We start from the raw sequence: 18,335 nt of genomic DNA, 5'->3' as shown, positions 1-18,335 counted from the left end.
GTTCCTGTGAGGGCTAGTGTTGCTCTCTAAGCAATTGGGCAGCGCGGGCGGCGAAGTAAGTCAGGATGCCATCGGCACCCGCGCGTTTAAAGGCAGTCAGGGATTCAAGGATCACCCCTTCACTCAACCAACCATTCTGGATCGCGGCCATGTGCATGGCGTATTCACCGCTGACCTGATAGACAAAGGTCGGCACCTTGAATTCCTCTTTGACCCGATAAAGGATGTCGAGGTACGGCATCCCGGGCTTGACCATCACCATGTCGGCGCCTTCGGCCAGGTCCGCGGCCACTTCGTGCAGGGCTTCGTTGCTGTTGGCCGGGTCCATCTGGTACGAGGCCTTGTTGGCCTTGCCCAGGTTCAGCGCCGAACCCACCGCATCGCGGAACGGGCCGTAATAGGCGCTGGCGTACTTGGCCGAGTAGGCCATGATGCGCACGTTGACGTGGCCGGCCAGCTCCAGGGCTTCGCGAATCGCCTGGATGCGACCGTCCATCATGTCCGAGGGGGCCACCACCTGGGCGCCCGCTGCGGCGTGGGACAAGGCCTGTTTTACCAGCGCATCAACGGTGATGTCGTTCTGAACATAGCCTTCTTCGTCGAGAATGCCATCCTGCCCGTGGGTGGTGAACGGGTCCAGCGCCACATCGGTAATCACCCCCAGCTCCGGAAAGCGTTCACGCAAGGCGCGGGTGGCGCGCTGGGCGATGCCGTCGGGGTTCCAGGCTTCGGCGGCGTCCAGTGACTTCAGCCCGGACGGCGTGACCGGGAACAGCGCCAGCGCCGGAATCCCCAGTTCAACCCAGTTCGCGGCCTCTTCGAGCAGCAAATCAATGGTCAAGCGCTCCACGCCCGGCATCGACGCCACCGCTTCCCGACGATTTTCACCGTCCAGCACAAACACCGGCAGGATCAGATCATTCACCGTCAGCACGTTTTCACGCACCAGGCGCCGGGAAAAATCATCACGACGGTTGCGACGCAGACGAGTGGCGGGAAACAGGCGGTTGGCGGGGGTAAAGCTCACGGCAGACTCCTGAGCCCGGCTTGACGGGCGAGCGTGACAGTTATAAGCGGCCATTATGACGAAGGAATTACAGTTGTGGTTAGCTCATGCGCCGTAAGGCAACCGGCGTGCGACCTGTAGTCGCATTCGTCGTTTATGTAGGAATTGTTCACTTCGTGACACATCTCGATACTTTCATGAATGTTCACGAAGGCGTAGGCTGCGCGTTCATTTCGCCAGCACCCAGACCATGCTTCAACAATTTCTGCATGACTTCGGCTACTTTGCGCTGTTCCTAGGCACCTTCTTCGAAGGCGAAACCATCCTGGTTCTCGCAGGCTTCCTGGCGTTCCGTGGATACATGGATATCAACCTGGTGGTGGTCGTTGCCTTTTTCGGCAGCTACGCCGGCGACCAGTTGTGGTACTTCCTGGGACGCAAGCACGGCCGCAAACTGTTGGCGCGCAAGCCGCGCTGGCAACTGCTGGGCGACAAGGCCCTGGAGCATATTCGCAAGCACCCGGACATCTGGGTGCTGAGCTTCCGGTTTGTCTACGGTTTGCGCACGGTGATGCCTGTGGCCATTGGTTTGTCGGGCTATCCGCCGGGCCGCTACCTGTTGCTCAACGGGATTGGCGCCGCCGTGTGGGCCGCAGCGCTGGGGGCTGCGGCTTACCATTTCGGCGCGGTACTGGAAGGCATGCTGGGCAGCGTCAAGAAATACGAGCTGTGGGTGCTGGGCGCACTGCTGGTGCTGGGCCTGGGCTTGTGGATTCGCCGGCGCGTCAAGAACGCCCGCCTGACCCGCGAAGCCTGTGCCGCCGAGAAGGTTCGCCTGGCGGCCGGCGAACCTGAAAAAGCCGAAAAGCCTACGACGCCAGTCGAGTAAGCCGGTCTCTGCAACAGTAGAGGCCGATGCCGCTGAGCAAGCTGTAACTGACCAGGCCCAGCCAGCCCAACGAGCTGGCCGGCCACAGCCCCACCAGCGGCGCCAGCCAAACCAGCGGCACATTCAGTGCCAGGCGCAGCAGTTCAGCCTTCAACGCCCACGGGCGGTTCTCCAGCGCCACCCCCAGGGTAAACAACCCCAATGCCATCGCGCTCCAGCCCAACACCAGGGCAGCGGTCGGCAAGCCCTCGCCGAAATTCATCAGGTAGCTGCCAAAACCCACGTACGCGGCAAACTGCAGCGCGATGTAAATCTGTTGGCGCCCATCCAGCGGCACCTCGAACTTGCGGAACTGGCTCAAGTCCGGCTTGGCCATCGGGTACTTTGCCGCCACATCCGCCGGGCGCCAACCGGTGCGCATGAACCAGATCCGCAGCTTGTCCCACCCACTTTCGGTGCGCCGTGCATCACTCCACAGCTGCGCATAAAACTGCAGGTTGGCCCACAGCGGGTTCCAACTGGCCAAGGGCGTGGTCACGCCAAAGATTACCGGCTCGTTATCGTCTTCTTCCTGGAAGGAGCCAAACAGGCGGTCCCAAATAATGAACACCCCGCCGTAGTTGCGATCCATGTAGAGAGCGTTCTGTGCATGGTGGGCCCGATGATTGGATGGCGTGACGAAGAACCACTCGTACCAGCCGAGCTTCGGCACATGCCGCGTATGCACCCAGAATTGATACAGCAGGTTGAGGGACGCCACGCTGATAAACACCACCAGCGGCACGCCCAACACGGCCAGCGGCAAGTAGAAGATCCAGCTCAGCAGGAAGCCGGTGCTGGTCTGGCGCAAGGCGGTGCTGAGGTTGTAGTCCTCGCTCTGGTGGTGCACGGAATGCGCGGCCCAGAGGATGTTGCGCTCATGGCCCATGCGATGCAGCCAGTAGTAGCAGAAGTCATAGAACACAAAGGCGAACACCCAGGTCCAGACGCTTTGGGCCGACAGCTCGATGATCGCCAGGTGCTTGAGCGCGAAGGCGTAGGTGAGGATGCCCACCCCTTTGGTCAGCAGCCCTGTGGTGGTGGACAGCACGCCGGTGCTGAGGCTGTTGATGGCGTCAGCCACCCGGTAGTTGCGTTGGCCGCGCCGGTAGTCGGCCAGCAGCTCGACCACGATCAAGGCAATGAAAAACGGTACCGCGTAAGGGACGAAGTCCATGGGCAAGTCCGGTCAATTATTGTTACATCTAGAGTAGGTGTAGCGGCTGGATATCCCATTGGCAATGAGTGACAAATGAGTAGACATTTAACGCCATGAATCAGGAGAAATGCCCATGAGCAAAAAGATTGCAGTGATCCTTTCCGGCTGTGGCGTGTACGACGGGGCTGAGGTTCATGAAAGCGTGATCACCCTGCTGCGCCTGGACCAGCGCGGCGCCGAGGTGCAGTGTTTTGCGCCGAACATTGCCCAGTTGCATGTGATCAACCACCTGACGGGGGAGGAGATGCCCGAGTCGCGCAATGTGCTGGTGGAGTCGGCGCGCATTGCCCGTGGCGAGGTGAAGGACATTCGTGAGGCCAACGCCGAGGATTTCGACGCACTGATCGTGCCCGGGGGGTTTGGCGCGGCGAAGAACCTGTCGAACTTTGCCGTGGAAGGCGCCGGGTGCAGCGTCAACCCGCAGGTGCTGGAACTGGCCGAGGCGTTTGCCGAAGCGGGCAAGCCCGTCGGGCTGATCTGCATCTCGCCGGCGCTGGCAGCGAAGATCTATGGCCCAGGCGTGACCTGCACCATCGGCAATGACGCCGACACCGCAGCCGCCATGAACAAGATGGGCGCCACCCACCAGGAATGCGCGGTCGACGACATCGTCGAAGACAAGGCGCGCAAGCTGGTGAGTACCCCGGCCTACATGCTGGGCAAACGCATCAGCGAAGTGGCGTCAGGCATCAACAAGCTGGTGGACCGGGTGCTGGAACTGACCCACGAGAACGATTAGGCCTTCATCAGCCGGGTCAGAATCCGATCCAGCGAATTGGCAAACGCCTGCTTGTCCTTGTCCCCATGGGGCGGCGGGCCACCGCCCATCTGCCCCTGCTCCCGCAGATCGGTGAACAGGTTACGCACCGCCAGCCGCTCGCTCATGTTCTGCGGGCTGAACTCCTTGCCTCGTGGGTCGAGCGCAGCCACGCCATTCTTCACCAAGCGGTCGGCCAACGGCACATCGCTGCAGATCACCAGGTCACCGGGCACGGCGTGCTCAACCAGGTAGTCATCGGCCGCGTCCGGGCCGCTGGGCACCACGATCAACTTCACGCACGAGAAGCTCGGCTTGATCTGGCTCTGCCCGGCCACCAGCACCACTTCGAACTGGCGCTTGAGGGCGAACTTCACCACCTGATCCTTGGCTGCCCGGGGGCAGGCGTCTGCATCGATCCACACGCGCATGGTTAAGCCACCACCCGGCGCTTTTCAGCGAGCCGGCTGCGACCGTACAGCACCACAATCGCCAGGATCGCCACAGCCTGAGCGCTCAGGGAATAGGCATCGGCGTGAATGCCCAGCCAGTCGAAGTCAAAGAACGCGACCGGCCGGGTGCCGAAGATCCCGGCTTCCTGCAACGCCTTGACGCCATGCCCGGCGAATACCACCGACAGCGCGCACAGCAACGCCGCGTTGATGCCAAAGAACAGCGCCAGCGGCAGTTTCGCCGAGCCCCGCAGAATCACCCAGGCCAGGCCCACCAACAGCACCAGCGCCGTGGCGCCACCGGCCAATACCGCGTTGTGCCCGGCAGGGCCGGCCTGCAACCACAGGGTTTCGTAGAACAGGATCACTTCGAACAGCTCGCGGTACACCGAGAAGAACGCCAGCATCGCAAAACCGAAGCGCCCGCCACCGCCTACCAGGCTGCTCTTGATGTAGTCCTGCCAGGCGGCCGCGTGACGGCGGTCGTGCATCCACACCCCGAGCCACAGCACCATCACGCTGGCAAACAGCGCCGTGCAGCCTTCCAGCAACTCGCGCTGGGCGCCGCTGACGTCGATCACATAAGCCGCCAACGCCCACGTCGCCAAGCCGGCCAACAGCGCCAGGCCCCAGCCGACGTTGACGCTGCGCACCGCCGATTGCTGGCCGGTGTTACGCAGGAACGCGAGAATCGCCGCCAACACCAGGATCGCTTCCAGGCCTTCGCGCAGCAGGATCAGCAAACCGGAGATGTAGCTCAGGGACCAGCTCAAGCCATCGCTGCCCAGCAGGCCGGCCGACTCGGTGAGCTTGCCCTTGGCCACATCCAGGCGCTGCTGCACTTGCTCGATCGGCAAGCCGTCCTGCAATGACTGCCGGTAGGCCATCAGGGCCTTTTCGGTGTCCTTGCGCACGTTGGCATCAACGTTATCGAGGGAGCTTTCAACCAGCTCGAAACCTTCCAGGTAGGCGGCTACCGACAGGTCGTAGGCCTGCTCGTGCTCGCCATTGCGGAACGCGGCGAGGCTTTTGTCGAGGGTGGCCGCGGTGTAATCAAGCAACTGCGCCGGGCCACGCTTGACCTGCGGCGGTTGGGCGCGCTGGGCGCGGAAGGTGGCAACTGCGCCGGGACCTTCGGCAGCCAGCACTTCGTTGGGGGTCTGGCGCGCGAGGTCGGCGAGGTTGAAGGACTTTTCACTGTTCGCGGCAGCCGGGTCGGCGGTGAAGCCGGCGATATAGGTCGCCAGGTCCCAGCGCTGGCGGTCGTCCAGTTGATCGGCAAACGACGGCATGTCGGTGCCTTCCACGCCCAGACCCAGGGTGTTGTAGATCGCGTAGAGGCTCAAGCGATCGAGGCGTGCAGCGTCCCGCAGGTTGGCGGGCGGCGGCGTCATGCCCACGCTTGCGGGGCCATCGCCGGCGCCTGTGGCGCCGTGGCACACCGAGCAGTTCTGCGCGTACAGCGGCGCACCGCGCGTCGGATCGGGGGTAATGGCCGGGGCCTGGCTGACTTCATAGGCCACTGCCAACTTGGCGCCCAATTGCCGGGCCTGGTGCGCAACCACCGCGCCGTCCTGATGGGCTGTTACGGCGGCCAGCAGTTCATCCACGCCTTTGATCAGTTCGGCACGCTCGGGCTTTTCCGGCAGATCGGCCACCAGCCCCTGCAACACCCCGAGAAACTCTACCTGTTCACGGTATTCGGAATCATCGATAACCTTGCCCGCCTCCACCGTCGGCGGGTAGTCCGCACCGATGTAATCCAGTAAATGCAGGGCCTGCGGGGCGCCCTCGGCAGTCGCAGCCAGCAGGTTGAAGCTGCACGACATCAACGCCGGCAGCACCAGCCAGGCAAGAAAACGGAAGGGGGCAATCATGAATGAATCTCAAAGGGAAATACGAAGTAACACATTGTCAAACCTTAAGGGGTTTGACTCAAGGCGTTAGTGATTCGGGGATGGGGATAACGACACTGAGGTGGTGGCATCCGAGCTAAAAATCGGATCCAAAAGGCCATTGTTTTGCCAGTAATGCAGCTTATAATGCCGCGCCTTCGTTATTTCGAAATGGCATTTCAGCTCCTCTTTTTATGAGGAATTGGCCGGATCGCAACGCGTTCCTGCCATTGGTGATTCGGCCCGACCAGCACATTCGGCCGATTACGTTCAGGGAAGAAGCTCTTCGATGGCATCTCGCGCCTTTACCTCGCTCGCGCTCGCGGCAGTGACCTTGCTGTCCGGTTGTTCGATGTTTCGCAGCTACGACACCGAGCTGCAAGCCACCAATCAGCAGTTGGCCACCGGCAACGTCGACGCCGCGCTGACGCTGCTTGAGAAGAACAACACCGGCGACGACAAGGACCTTCTCTACTACTTCGAAAAGGGTGAGTTGCTGCGCGCCAAGGGCGACCTGACCGGCAGCCAGGTCGCCTGGCGCAGCGCCGACCTGCAAGTCTACAAGTGGGAAGAGTCGGTCAAGTTCGACACCGACAAGTACCTCGCGCAGTTCGGCGCCTTCCTGGTCAATGACAAGGTCCGCCGTTACGAAGGCTACGACTACGAAAAGGTCATGCTGACCACCCAGATGGCCCTGAACCTGCTGGCGCTGAATGACTTCGACGGTGCCCGCACCGAGATCAAGAAGACCCACGAACGCGAAGCGGTGATTGCCGACCTGCGGGACAAGGAATACCTCAAGAGCGAAAACGAGGCCGAGCGCCAGGGCATCGCGACCCAGTTCAAGGACCTGCGCGGCTACCCGGTGGAAAGCCTCAACGCCCCTGAAGTGGTAGGCCTGAAGAACAGCTACCAGAGCGCGTTCAGCCACTACCTGGCCGGCTTCGTCTACGAAGCCCTGGGCGAAAAAGACCTGGCCGCACCGGGTTATCGCAAGGCCGCCGAACTGCGCCCCAACACACCACTGCTGGAACAGGCCCTGCTCGACCTGGACAAATCCAAGGTCGGTGCGGACGAGACTGACGTGCTGATCGTGGTGCAAAGCGGCCTGGCGCCGGCCCGCGACTCGATTCGCCTGCCGTTGCCGATCCCCATCGACGGCCACCTGGTGATCACGCCACTGTCGTTCCCGGTGATCAAGCCCGACACCTCGACCGCGCCCTTCGCCCAGATCGGTGTCGACGGCCGGCAACAGAACCTCACTGCCCTCAACAGCACCACCGCCATGTCCCGCCGCGCCCTGCGGGATGACATGCCGGGGATCATCCTGCGCACCACCGTGCGCGCCGTCACTCGCGGCATCACCCAGAACAACCTGAACAAGACCAACCCGATGGCGGGCCTGGTACTCGGTATTGCCTCGGCCGTCACCGAAGGCGCCGACACCCGCACCTGGCGCACCCTGCCGGACATGACCCAGGTGACACGCCTGCGCCTCAAGCACGGCGAGCACCAGGTCAGCCTGCCCAACGCCCTGGGCGGCACGCTGGTGACGGTCAAGGCCGATCAGCGCTACCAGGTGATCACCCTGCGCGTGGTCGGCAACCAAGTCTTCGCCGGCGGTCTTGCAGCCCACGTGGTGCAGAACAATCCGCCCCAGGCCGTCGCCACTCTCAAACAACCTTAAGGAGCACGCTATGCGTCATTTCATCCTCGGCGCCCTGGCGCTGGTCCTGCTGGCCGGTTGCGCCACCCCGCCACCGCCGGAACCCGGAAGCGCCGCGAGCAAGATCGTGGTGATGGGCAAGTTCAAGGGCATCGCCGTCGGCGCCATCCGTGTCGCCCGGGAAAACGGTTTCCTGACCGCCAAGGTGCAGTTGAGCAACATCACCAGTAGCAACCAGATGATGTATTACCGCTTCGCCTGGCTGGGTGCCGACGGTTTCCCGGTGGGTGATGAAGAGACCTGGAAGGTGCTGAACCTCTACGCAAACCAGGCGACCTTCCTGCCGGCCATCGCCAACCTGCCCCAGGCTGCCGACTTCCGCCTTGAAGTGAAGACGCCTTGATCCACCCACTCATTCAGTTTCAGAGAGACATCCCCATGTTTGCACGCTTCTCGTTCCTCGCCGTGGTGGCCGTCCTGGCCAGCGGCTGCGCCAACACCTCGCCAGTCCTGGGCGGTAAAAACATCAGCTACGGCGACAGCAAGGCCGTGGAACTGGTGACCAACGAGTTCGGCTCCACCGACCTGCAGATGATCGCCGAAAGCATGACCCGCTCCCTGGCCCAGTCCGGCATCCTGCAAGGCCGCCCGGTGGTGCAGGTGTATGACGTGAAGAACAAGACCAGCGAGTACATCGATACCCGCGAGATCACCACGTCGATCAAGACCCAGCTGATGAAGACCGGCACCGCCCGCTTCGCCAGCGACAACACTGACATGCAAAGCCAGGTCGACCAGCTGAAGCTGCAGAACCAGAGCGGCCTGTATAAGAAGTCGACCGTCAGCAAGACCGGCAACATGGTCGCCGCCAAGTACCGCCTGGAAGGCTCCATCAGCTCCATCGTCAAGCGCAGCTCGGACTACAAGGACGTGTTCTACAAGTTCAGCCTGCAACTGGTCGACGTCGAAAGCGGCCTGGCCGAATGGATGGACGAAAAAGAAATCCGCAAGACCACGGAGCGCTAAGCAATGCGTGCATGGATCGGCATGATCGGCCTGCTGTGCGCCTTTGGCGCCTCGGCCGCACCGAAGATCGCGGTAACCGACCTGGCCTACGAGGCTCGCGTGGAGGAGTACATCCACCAGGTCGCGGCCAGCAATAATTTCCAGGCCAGCGCCTACAACGCCAGCGGCGCCTCGAGCTACAGCGAATACGAAAGTCGTACCAGCTACATCGAGCAGACCGAGCTGCGCAAGTTCAGCGGCGACATCAAGGGGGAAATCCTCAAGTCGCGGCAGTTCCAGCTGGTGCAGGGCACGCCTTACACCGCGGACGCCAAGGGCGATGTGTATGACGTGATCAAGCGGATCAAGGCCGGTAACTTCAAGGGTGCGGACTACGTGCTGTTCGGCACCTTGTCGGACATCGACTTCACCCAGGACATCAACGTGCTGGACCACACCAACAGCTACTCGGCGGTGCTGGGCCTGACGCTGGTGGCGGATTTCAGCCTGATCAACACCCGCACTTTTGAAATCACCTCGGCGTTTACCGCCATGGGCGAAGGCCAAGACACCAAGCTGGTGAACAACCGTGACGTGCGCGTGAGCCTGAACCGGCCTCGCGTGGTGCGGGAAGTGTCGAAGGCGTTGGGCGAGGATGTGGCGCGGCAGTTGGCCGAACAACTCGGCGGTGGTTATCAGGAAGCACCTGGACAGCCTGCATTGCGCAATAACCTGCCACGGGATGAAGCGCCGAAGATCCTGCGCTGAACGAAAATCCCGCTACCGACATAAAACCAATGTGGGAGCGGGCTTGCTCGCGAATGCGGTGGATCAGTCAATACATCTGGTGACTGACACTGCGCATTCGCGAGCAAGCCCGCTCCCACATTTTTGATCCGGTTTCGTCAGTTACGCCGTTGCGCGATGCAAGCTGGCCAGGAACCCCGCCGCCCCAACGAACAAGCCAGCAAACGTACGGTTCATGCGTTTCTGCTGCTTCGGTGTGCGCAACAGGCGCAACACTTTCGACGCCAGCCCGGTGTAGCCGGCCATCACGATCATGTCCACGCAGATCATTGTCGCACCCAGGATCAGGTATTGGTTCAGCAGCGGCGCCTGCGGGTTCACGAACTGCGGCAGCACCGCCAGCATGAACACCAGGGCCTTGGGGTTGCTGGCGTTGACCAGGAACCCGCGGAACATCATCGCCATCGGCTTGCCGATCGGGCGAATCGCCGCGTCATCGCTCAGGTCGGTTGGCAGCGCGCGCCATTGCTTGATGGCCAGGTACACCAGGTACGCTACGCCAAACCATTTGATCGCATAGAACGCGGTGGAGGATGCGGCAAGAATCGCCCCCAGGCCACCGGCGACCACGGCAATCTGCATCGCCAGGCCCAATTGCAGGCCCAGGGCGTTCCAGTAACCGCGCAGGAAACCGTATTGCAGGCCGCTGGACATCGACGCAATGGCACCGGCGCCAGGGGAAAGACTGATGATCCAACTGGCCAGGAAAAAGGCCAGCCATGTGTCGAGCGCCATTACACACCTCAGAGCTTAGTTTGCTGAATGTTTCTAAACTAACGCTGCCGGCTGAGAAATGGCTAGAAAAATTTTGGGGTGCGCCTTTGTGGCGAGGGGGCTTGCTGTGGCGAGGGAGCTTGCTCCCGCTGGAGTGCGTAGCGCTCCCGGCTTTTTTTGGGGCTGCTACGCAGCCCAGCGGGAGCAAGCTCCCTCGCCACAGGTTAAGGCAGCACGTCGCTGCCGCGCCAACGGCGCACCGAGCGCTGGAAGAACAGGCTGTTGGGCACTTGCACCATGACACTGCCGGTACCGGCCTCTTCCACTTCGATCAGCGTGGTGTAGAGCAGGTTGATCGCCACCACCCGGCCTTTGACGCCGGGCTTGTCGACGGTGTCCACCAACTCGACCACATCGCCCAGGCGGAACGGCCCGACGGTGAAGATCAGGATGGCGCACAGCAGGTTGGACAACACCGACCACATGGCGAAGAACGCCACCGCGGCCACCGCCACAAAACCCGACAACGCCGTCCACAACACCGTGGCAGAGACGCCCAGGCGCTCCAGCACGAAGATCAGCGCGCTGCCCATGATCAGCCAGCGCAGGCCGCCGCGCAGCGGCATCAGCAACTGCGGCGGGAACGGATAACGTTCCCCCAGGCGGTTCAGGCATTTGGCGACGAAACGCTGGGCGAGATAGCCGGCCAGCAGGATCAGCAGAATCTGTACGGCCACCCAGATCGGCGCGATCCATTGGGCCGGCAGCGGCAGTTGCAGCGCTTCCATCAGGACAGCGCCTCCAGCTCCGCTTGCAAGGATTCCAGCAGTTCGAGGGCTTCCATCCAGGTCTCCTCCAACTGCGCTTCACGTACCTTGAGCTTGGCCTGTTCGGCCAGCAGGTCGCGCAATTCATCCTTGCGGGCCGGCTCGTAGACGGCGCTGTCACCCAGGCTGGTTTCGATCTTCGCCAGCTTCTCGTGGATCTTGCCCAATTCGGCTTCCAGCTTGTCCGCTTCACGCTTGTGCGGGGCCAGTTGCTGACGCAATGCAGCCGCGGCCTGGCGCTGGGCCTTCTTGTCGGTCTTGTCCGGGTTGACCGGCGTGTTGCTGACCGGCGCGTTGCGCAGGCGGTAGTCCGACAGCCAACGGGCATAGTCTTCCAGGTCGCCGTCGAATTCCTCGACCTTGCCATCAGCCACCAGCAGGAAGTTATCCGTGGTGCTCTTGAGCAGGTGGCGATCGTGAGACACCACCAGTACCGCGCCGCTGAATTCCTGCAGGGCCATGGTCAACGCCAGGCGCATTTCCAGGTCGAGGTGGTTGGTCGGTTCGTCGAGCAGCAACAGGTTTGGCCGGTCCCAGGCGATCAGGGCCAGGGCCAGGCGGGCCTTTTCGCCACCGGAGAAATTCAGCACCGGCTCGTCGATGCGCGCACCACGGAAGTCGAAACCACCGAGGAAGTCCCGCAGGGTCTGTTCGCGTTCGGTCGGCGCCAGGCGCTGCAGGTGCAGCAGCGGGCTGGCCTTGGCGTCGAGGGAATCCAGCTGGTGCTGGGCGAAGTAGCCCACCACCAGGTTCTCACCGCGCACCAGGCGGCCGGCCAGGGGCTGCAATTCGCCCGAGAGGTTTTTGATCAAGGTCGACTTGCCCGCGCCGTTGGGGCCGAGCAGGCCGATCCGCGCGCCAGGGGTGAGCTGCAACTTGACCTTCTCGAGGATGGTCTTGTCGCCATAGCCCAGGCGGGCATCGGAAAGGTCCAGCAACGGGCTGGAGATTTTCACCGACTCGCGGAACACAAAGTCGAACGGTGAATCGACGTGGGCCGCCGACAGTTCTTCCATGCGCTCCAGGGCCTTGATCCGGCTCTGGGCCTGACGGGCCTTGGTGGCCTGGGCCTTGAACCGGGCGATGTAGCTTTCCATGTGTGCGCGCTGCGCCTGCTGCTTCTCGTAGGCCTGCTGTTGCTGGGCCAGGCGTTCGGCACGGGCGCGTTCGAAGGCGCTGTAGCCGCCGCGGTACAGGGTGATTTTCTTCTGGTCGACGTGGGCAATGTTGTCCACCACGGCGTCGAGGAAATCCCGGTCGTGGGAAATCAGCAGCAAGGTGCCCGGGTAGCTTTTCAGGAAGTCTTCCAGCCACAGGATCGCATCGAGGTCCAAGTGGTTGGTGGGTTCATCGAGCAGCAACAGGTCCGAGGGGCACATCAGTGCCTGGGCCAGGTTCAGGCGCATGCGCCAGCCACCGGAGAAGTCGGCGACCGGGCGGTCCATCTGTTCGTTGGTAAAGCCAAGGCCGGCAAGCATCTTGCGCGCACGCGCGTCGGCGGTGTAGCCGTCGGCGCTGTCCAGTTCCGAGTGCAGGCGGGCCTGTGCGGCGCCGTCCTGGGCTTTCTCGGCCTCGGCGAGGTCGTGTTGCACCTGGCGCAGGCGCAGGTCGCCATCGAGCACGTAGTCGATCGCAATGCGGTCGAGGGTGTCGATCTCCTGGCGCATATGGGCGATGCGCCAGTCGGCCGGCAGCAGACAATCCCCGGAGTCGGGAGTCAGCTCACCCAGCAGCAAGGCGAACAACGTGGATTTGCCGGCGCCGTTGGCACCGATCAGGCCGGCTTTGTGACCGGCGTGCAGGGTCAGCTCGGCGTCTTCGAGAAGACGTTGCGGGCCACGCTGTAATGTTAGGCTTTGAAGTCGGATCATAATGGCGGCGGAGTCTACCAGCTTCGTTGGCCGCTGGCTTGGGTGTGAATATGTGCGCTGACCTGTGGAGCTTTGCCCTCTCGACCTACGCCCGCTCGGGCGTCGAGGACGCGTGCCTGCGCTTGCAGGCGCAAGGGGCTGATGTGTGCCTGGTGTTGTGCGGGTTGTGGCTGGAGCAGCGGGGTGTGGCGCCGCAACCGTCGCGCTTGCAGGCACTGCGACAGATCGCCGGGCCGTGGCAGGCGGAGGTGGTTGAGCCGCTGCGGCAAGTACGCACGCAATGGCGGGCCATGGCGCAGCAGGATGCTGAGCTGGGAGCGTTACGGGAGCGGGTCAAGGCTTTGGAATTGGATGCAGAAAGGCTGCTGCTATCACGCCTGGAAGGTGTGGCGCAGCATTGGCCGATGGCCGAGGTGAATCATCAAGCATGGGTTGAAGGACTGGCGGCCGAAGCCGCCAACCTTGACCACGACGCGCTGCATCAGCTGCGCGCCGCGGTTACCGGCACTTAGGAAGCGCTGGTTGGGGTGACGCTTGGCGCTGCCGGTGCAGGCGTGCTGCTGGCCGGTGCGGTTGGCGCTGTGGTACTGGCAGCAGGTGCAGCCGGGGTCGCAGGCTTTGCAGCTGGAGTAGCTGGTTTGGCTGGTGCTGGCTTGGCGGCGGCAGGTTTAGCGGCAGGTTTAGCGGCTGGTTTGGCAGCAGCAGGTTTGGCGGCCGGCTTGGCAGCTGGTTTCGCAGCAGCAGGTTTAGCGGCCGGCTTCGCGGCTGGCTTGGCAGCTGGTTTTGCAGCAGCAGGTTTAGCGGCTGGCTTCGCGGCAGGTTTTGCAGCAGCGGGTTTAGCGGCTGGCTTCGCAGCTGGTTTCGCAGCAGCGGTTTTAGCAGCTGGCTTCGCGGCTGGTTTCGCAGCAGCAGTTTTAGCGGCTGGCTTGGCAGCTGGTTTCGCAGCAGCAGTTTTAGCGGCTGGCTTGGCAGCTGGTTTTGCAGCAGCGGTTTTAGCGGCTGGTTTGGCCGCTGGTTTTGCAGCAGCGGTTTTAGCAGCTGGCTTGGCAGCTGGTTTTGCAGCAGCAGTTTTAGCCGCCGGTTTGGCAGCCGATTTAGCCGGTGCTTTTGCTGCAGGCTTGGCCGCAGCTTTTGCAGGTGCCTTGGCAGCGACGGCCTTGCTGGCTGGTTTTTTCGCCGCGCTGGCTGCAACAGCTTTAGCCGGAGCACGGGTGCTCAGCACTTTGCCTACAGCTTCCTTCACACGACCAACACCCTGGGCCAATTTCAGGCTCTCGGAAGCATCACGCTTGAGTTGGGAAATGTAGGTGCGGGTTTCGGATTGACGATCCTTGAGGGCGTCGAGCAAGTCCTCAAGTTCTTTGACGGCGTCCTTGGCCTTGGCTTGTGCCTTGGCTTTGCCAGCGGTCGCTGCGCCTTGCAGTTTGGTGCGGGATTTGTGCAGTTTTTCCTGAGCTTTGCCGCGTTGTTTTTCAAGCTTGGCGAGCAACTTCTCAGCATCAGCCAAGGCTTGTGAACAAGCGCTTTCCAAATGTTCGAGCAGGCTGCCCGAAAGTTGTTGGAGCAAATGCAACGGGGTATTTACAGGCTTCTGTTTGGCCGACATGGTTTACCTCCTGGCTGACGTGGGTGCGGCTCATACTAGCCCTCTGCTCTTACCGCCGCTAGGGCATGTTGACAGTATCGATTGGCTTGCGTTGCACCGCACGAAAATTCTTATTGATATAACGAAAATCCACGCCACTTTTTAAGCATTCACACTGGCATAATCCATCGCACTTTCGGCTGGAGAACGCCCATGTCGCGTTACCTTTTTTTAGTGTTGAGCGTGGTGCTTTGCGTGGCCAACGCAAGCGAGAAATCCCCCTCCAAAGATGACCACGACCTGGCCTACAGCCTGGGCGCGAGCCTGGGTGAGCGCCTGCGCCAGGAGATGCCTGGGTTGCAGGTAGAGGCGCTGATCGACGGACTCAAACAGGCCTATCAAGGTAAGCCACTGGCCCTGGACGACACACGCATCGAACAGATCCTTGCCCAGCACGAAGCACAAAACGCGCCGGACAATCGAGCACCACAAAGTGAAAAGGCACTCGCTGCCGAGCAACAATTTTTAGCCAGTGAGAAATCCAAAAGTGGTGTGCGTGAATTGGCAGACGGCATCCTGCTGACCGAACTGACCCCTGGCAGCGGGAAGAAACCGGCGGCCGATGATCGCGTGCAAGTGAATTATGTTGGGCGGTTACCCGACGGGACCGTCTTCGACAAGAGCACACAACCTCAGTGGTTTCGCCTGGACAGTGTGATCAATGGCTGGCGCAGTGCGTTGCAACAGATGCCGGTGGGCGCGAAGTGGCGCCTGGTGATTCCATCCGACCAAGCCTATGGCGCTGATGGCGCAGGCGAACTGATCCCGCCTTATACGCCGCTGGTATTCGAGATCGAATTGCTCAAGGCGGGCGCCTGAGCCCAAACGAAAAACGGTGCGCAATGCGCACCGTTTTCTTGTGTCGGGGGGAGTCAGGCCTTAGCCGTCAACTCTTCCTTGTGAGCGTTGTGCAGCACTTCGATCAGGCAATCTTCCAGCTCGAAACGCTCGTGAAGCAAACCACCCAGCTCTTTGAATTTTTCTGCAACGCACTGGCCGGCATCACACAGGTCGTTGAACGCCAGCAGCTTCTCGGTGATGACATCGATACGCGGGTAAATCGTCTCCGCCAAATCGAGGCCACGTTGATCGTCGAAAGCCTCGGCCTCTCTGGTCAACTGCTCGTAGACACCGAAGTGCCCCGCCGATACGTAGTCCACCAATACGCCGCAGAATTCCTGCAACGGCTTGCGGTTCTCGCTGAGCGCTTCGGGCTTGGCACCGAGAGCATCAAAGGCCCGAACCAGTTCGTGACGCGCTTTCAACCAACCATCGATCAGTTTGTGCACCCCACCCCAGCGTTCCTGAGCATTCTGACAACGTTCCAGCATGATGATCTCTCTTCCCTATAGGGGCGCCGCACGCTGCCCGCGCAACACTTCAAGGTTAAAGCGGCAACCGGGCAAAGGTGCATCGAACAGTCTGTTTCAATAACGCGTGCGGGCCAGATTATGCCCGCACGACTATGTCATCAAGGTACGCAGGAGAGAAAGTTCATACAAGTGTTTAATCCCTTCCTACAACCTGCGGTTACCTGTCAGTGCCGTGCAAGGCCAAAACGCTGGCTCAGCAGCAACCGCGAGAACTGCGCGATGCCAAGGATCAGCATCGCCACGAAGAACAGCAGGCTCCACTCGGGAATACTCAAGTCGAACAGCGTCCAGTTGATTTCCACGCAGTCGACGGTGCCCTTGAAGATCAAGGCCAACGTCTCTCTCAGCGACAGGTTCTCGATCATGGATTGAAGGCCGGGCCAACAGGCAGGCAACTGTTCCGGCGGCGTATTTTGCAGCAGCACCTGGCGTACGGCGGTAATGGCGCCCAGCACTGCACACCCCATGCTCGCCGCCCAATACAGGTAGATCCCGGACCGCTTCGGCCCATGAATCGCTGCCACGAGATTGATCAGCGTGAAGGCAGCCACAAGAATTCGTTGCACCTGGCACAGGAAACAAGGCCGCAAAAGCGCGGCGTATTCCAGGTAAAAGGACGCGCCCAGCGTCAGCGCACCAGCCAGGAACGCCAGGAGGAACAGGGAGCGTGAGGGGGCCAAAGACATTGTTTATCCGCAACGCAAGAGATAGGTAGTTACGGTAGAGGAAAGACCTTACCCCTTTCAATACGCGCCAGAGCAGACGATTCCGCGAGAGCGTAGGGATATCCCGTCAGAAGGCGAGCGATTAAACGCGCGTCTACGTAGGAGTTTACTACAAGCCGTATTGACTACAGCTATTGGGCGTTATTGAAGGGTTGGCCACCAGACAATTCTGAGGCAACCCTTACTCTGTTTCCTACTTCAAACCCGTGCCGGCACCGGCAGCGGTGACGCCAGCAAACGCTTGTCCAGCAAGCCCAGGCCTTCCTGGAACAACTGGTTGCTGCGCTCGGTGTCGCCCAACTGCGCCAGCAGGCGTGCCAGCTCGGCGCAGGCCTCAGGGTTGCGCTGCACCTGCAGGCTGCTTTCAAGGTAGTCCCGCGCCTTGCCCCACAAGCTGTTTTGCAGGCACAGGCGCCCCAGGGTCAGCAGCAGGCTGGCATCGCCTGGATGGTCCTTGAGCCAGCCTTCGGCGAACTTCAACTGCTTCGCCGGATCGCTGCCACGCAGCAGCCCGTAGAGCCGGATCAGATGACTGTCGTACTCGCGCTTGAGGGCACCGCGCAGCACTTCTTCGGCCTTGGCGTCCGCGCCCAACTGGCGCAATTGTTCGGCGTACGCCAGCACCAGTTGCGGCTCCTGGCGCTGGGCCGAAGTCAGTTGTTGCCAGGCCAGCTCCAGGGATTGCTGCCCGGCCTCGCCCTGCTCTTCGCGCTGGGCAGCCAGGGTCAGGTTCTCGCCCCAGGCGCGTCGCTCCAGGTCGGCCAACTCGGCAGGCGGCAACACCTTGTCCTTGCGCAACTCCGGCAACAGCCGGATTACCGAAGACCAATCGCCACGCTGTTGATACAGCCGCTGCAGTTGGCGCAATACCTGGACGTTATGCGGATGACGCTCATGCATGGCCTGCAGGGTGACCAGGGCGCCATCGGTGTCACCGCGGTCCATCTGCAACTGCGCATGACTCAAGGCTACCGCCAGTTCGGCCTGGGGCTGGCGCTCAAGCGCGCGTTCCAGCAGGCCATCCGCTTCCTCATAACGGCCCTGTTCGTTGGCCGCACGGGCGGCGCCGAGGTAGTAGAGCAATGGCTGGCGTTCGGCTTCGGCCGCACGGTGCAAGTGGCGCTCGGCACTGGCCCAGCGCCCTTCGGCGAGGTCCATCTGGCCCTGCTCGATGGCAACCTGGACCCGACGGCTGCGGTTGCGCCGCGACCACGGATTGACCACGCCACCCGAGGTCAGCACCAGGCCCAGCAGCACCCTGGCCAAATAGATCACCAGGCCGATGGCAAACAACGCCACCAGCGTCGACCACAGCCCCGACTCGTAATGCAGCACATGGGGATAGGTAATCAGCACGTAGCCGGTATGTTTCGAAATGCCCACGGCCAGTGCCAGGGCGATCGCAATCGCCAGCACCAGGATCACATAGAAGCGCTTCATCGGCT

At 61.7% G+C, this 18,335-nt stretch carries 19 protein-coding genes; 8 read left to right on the top strand and 11 right to left on the bottom strand.

The annotated features are described in order from the left end of the window. Positions 1 to 13 precede the first annotated feature (13 nt). A complete protein-coding gene (gene hemB / locus HX817_RS21415; protein WP_177041106.1) occupies positions 14 to 1,027 on the bottom strand; it encodes a porphobilinogen synthase in 1,014 nt (337 codons plus the stop codon). Positions 1,028 to 1,256: 229 nt separating this feature from the next. On the opposite strand from hemB, the gene HX817_RS21410 reads away from it, so the two are divergent. Continuing rightward, positions 1,257 to 1,895: a DedA family protein gene (locus tag HX817_RS21410; protein WP_003214015.1), complete on the top strand. Its 639-nt coding sequence runs from the start codon at positions 1,257 to 1,259 to the stop codon at positions 1,893 to 1,895. Here the strand turns inward: HX817_RS21410 and HX817_RS21405 are convergent. Further along, complete coding sequence (locus tag HX817_RS21405) at positions 1,876 to 3,111, bottom strand: sterol desaturase family protein (RefSeq protein WP_177041104.1); 1,236 nt, start codon at positions 3,109 to 3,111, stop codon at positions 1,876 to 1,878. The two genes, HX817_RS21410 and HX817_RS21405, sit on opposite strands and share 20 nt — an antisense overlap. Before the next feature lie 115 nt (positions 3,112 to 3,226). On the opposite strand from HX817_RS21405, the gene elbB reads away from it, so the two are divergent. Further along, positions 3,227 to 3,892, top strand: coding sequence for an isoprenoid biosynthesis glyoxalase ElbB (gene elbB, locus HX817_RS21400; protein ID WP_177041102.1), 666 nt, complete (start codon positions 3,227 to 3,229; stop codon positions 3,890 to 3,892). Here elbB and HX817_RS21395 read toward each other — a convergent pair. Together HX817_RS21395 and HX817_RS21390 are read right to left on the bottom strand one after the other, a co-directional pair. After that, positions 3,889 to 4,341, bottom strand: coding sequence for a YaiI/YqxD family protein (locus HX817_RS21395; RefSeq protein ID WP_003214020.1), 453 nt, complete (start codon positions 4,339 to 4,341; stop codon positions 3,889 to 3,891). The genes elbB and HX817_RS21395 overlap by 4 nt on opposite strands. 2 nt (positions 4,342 to 4,343) lie before the next feature. Continuing rightward, on the bottom strand, positions 4,344 to 6,239 hold the full coding sequence (locus HX817_RS21390; RefSeq protein WP_008439302.1) for a cytochrome c/FTR1 family iron permease: 1,896 nt from the start codon (positions 6,237 to 6,239) through the stop codon (positions 4,344 to 4,346). 307 nt (positions 6,240 to 6,546) lie between these two features. Between HX817_RS21390 and HX817_RS21385 the strand changes: the two genes are divergently transcribed. The 4 genes from HX817_RS21385 to HX817_RS21370 are packed head-to-tail and all read left to right on the top strand — an operon-like array spanning position 6,547 to position 9,696. After that, positions 6,547 to 7,944 carry a COG3014 family protein gene (locus HX817_RS21385; protein WP_003214023.1) on the top strand — a complete coding sequence of 466 codons (1,398 nt, stop codon included), beginning with the start codon at positions 6,547 to 6,549 and terminating at the stop codon, positions 7,942 to 7,944. Positions 7,945 to 7,954: 10 nt separating this feature from the next. Continuing rightward, positions 7,955 to 8,326 carry a YcfL family protein gene (locus HX817_RS21380; protein WP_008439304.1) on the top strand — a complete coding sequence of 124 codons (372 nt, stop codon included), beginning with the start codon at positions 7,955 to 7,957 and terminating at the stop codon, positions 8,324 to 8,326. A 35-nt stretch (positions 8,327 to 8,361) separates the two neighbouring features. Then, entirely contained in the window at positions 8,362 to 8,949 is a 588-nt protein-coding gene (gene lpoB, locus HX817_RS21375) for a penicillin-binding protein activator LpoB (protein ID WP_003214026.1), read from the top strand. Between the two features lie 3 nt (positions 8,950 to 8,952). After that, complete coding sequence (locus HX817_RS21370) at positions 8,953 to 9,696, top strand: penicillin-binding protein activator LpoB (protein WP_177041101.1); 744 nt, start codon at positions 8,953 to 8,955, stop codon at positions 9,694 to 9,696. Between the two features lie 141 nt (positions 9,697 to 9,837). On the opposite strand, the gene HX817_RS21365 is transcribed toward HX817_RS21370, so the two are convergent. From HX817_RS21365 to HX817_RS21355, 3 genes are all read right to left on the bottom strand, one after another. Next, a complete protein-coding gene (locus HX817_RS21365) occupies positions 9,838 to 10,470 on the bottom strand; it encodes a LysE family transporter (protein WP_003208844.1) in 633 nt (210 codons plus the stop codon). Between the two features lie 203 nt (positions 10,471 to 10,673). After that, positions 10,674 to 11,237, bottom strand: coding sequence for a mechanosensitive ion channel family protein (locus HX817_RS21360; protein WP_008439307.1), 564 nt, complete (start codon positions 11,235 to 11,237; stop codon positions 10,674 to 10,676). Then, the gene (locus tag HX817_RS21355) at positions 11,237 to 13,147 is read right to left on the bottom strand and encodes an ATP-binding cassette domain-containing protein (RefSeq protein ID WP_003208841.1); all 1,911 of its coding nucleotides are present in this window, start codon (positions 13,145 to 13,147) and stop codon (positions 11,237 to 11,239) included. Before HX817_RS21355 ends, HX817_RS21360 begins: the two co-directional genes overlap by 1 nt. A 50-nt stretch (positions 13,148 to 13,197) precedes the next feature. Between HX817_RS21355 and HX817_RS21350 the strand changes: the two genes are divergently transcribed. Then, entirely contained in the window at positions 13,198 to 13,659 is a 462-nt protein-coding gene (locus HX817_RS21350) for a TIGR02444 family protein (RefSeq protein WP_177041098.1), read from the top strand. Here HX817_RS21350 and HX817_RS21345 read toward each other — a convergent pair. Beyond that, positions 13,656 to 14,753, bottom strand: a complete 1,098-nt coding sequence (locus HX817_RS21345) for an AlgP family protein (RefSeq protein ID WP_177041096.1) — start codon at positions 14,751 to 14,753, stop codon at positions 13,656 to 13,658. The two genes, HX817_RS21350 and HX817_RS21345, sit on opposite strands and share 4 nt — an antisense overlap. Positions 14,754 to 14,945: 192 nt before the next feature. Between HX817_RS21345 and HX817_RS21340 the strand changes: the two genes are divergently transcribed. Continuing rightward, positions 14,946 to 15,611 (top strand): FKBP-type peptidyl-prolyl cis-trans isomerase, encoded by a 666-nt coding sequence (locus HX817_RS21340; protein WP_003208833.1) that lies wholly within the window; start codon positions 14,946 to 14,948, stop codon positions 15,609 to 15,611. Positions 15,612 to 15,664: 53 nt separating this feature from the next. Here the strand turns inward: HX817_RS21340 and rsd are convergent, their stop codons facing one another. The 3 genes from rsd to HX817_RS21325 form a co-directional block, all read right to left on the bottom strand. Next, positions 15,665 to 16,123 carry a sigma D regulator gene (rsd, locus tag HX817_RS21335; protein WP_177041094.1) on the bottom strand — a complete coding sequence of 153 codons (459 nt, stop codon included), beginning with the start codon at positions 16,121 to 16,123 and terminating at the stop codon, positions 15,665 to 15,667. A 206-nt stretch (positions 16,124 to 16,329) separates the two neighbouring features. Continuing rightward, positions 16,330 to 16,851, bottom strand: a complete 522-nt coding sequence (locus HX817_RS21330; RefSeq protein WP_003208831.1) for a disulfide bond formation protein B — start codon at positions 16,849 to 16,851, stop codon at positions 16,330 to 16,332. A gap of 237 nt (positions 16,852 to 17,088) precedes the next feature. Beyond that, on the bottom strand, positions 17,089 to 18,330 hold the full coding sequence (locus HX817_RS21325; RefSeq protein ID WP_003208828.1) for a heme biosynthesis protein HemY: 1,242 nt from the start codon (positions 18,328 to 18,330) through the stop codon (positions 17,089 to 17,091). Positions 18,331 to 18,335: the final 5 nt, after the last annotated feature.

The organism is Pseudomonas sp. C6002 (assembly GCF_013385805.1).
Lineage (GTDB): Bacteria > Pseudomonadota > Gammaproteobacteria > Pseudomonadales > Pseudomonadaceae > Aquipseudomonas.
This window is presented reverse-complemented; position numbering and strand designations above follow the sequence as displayed.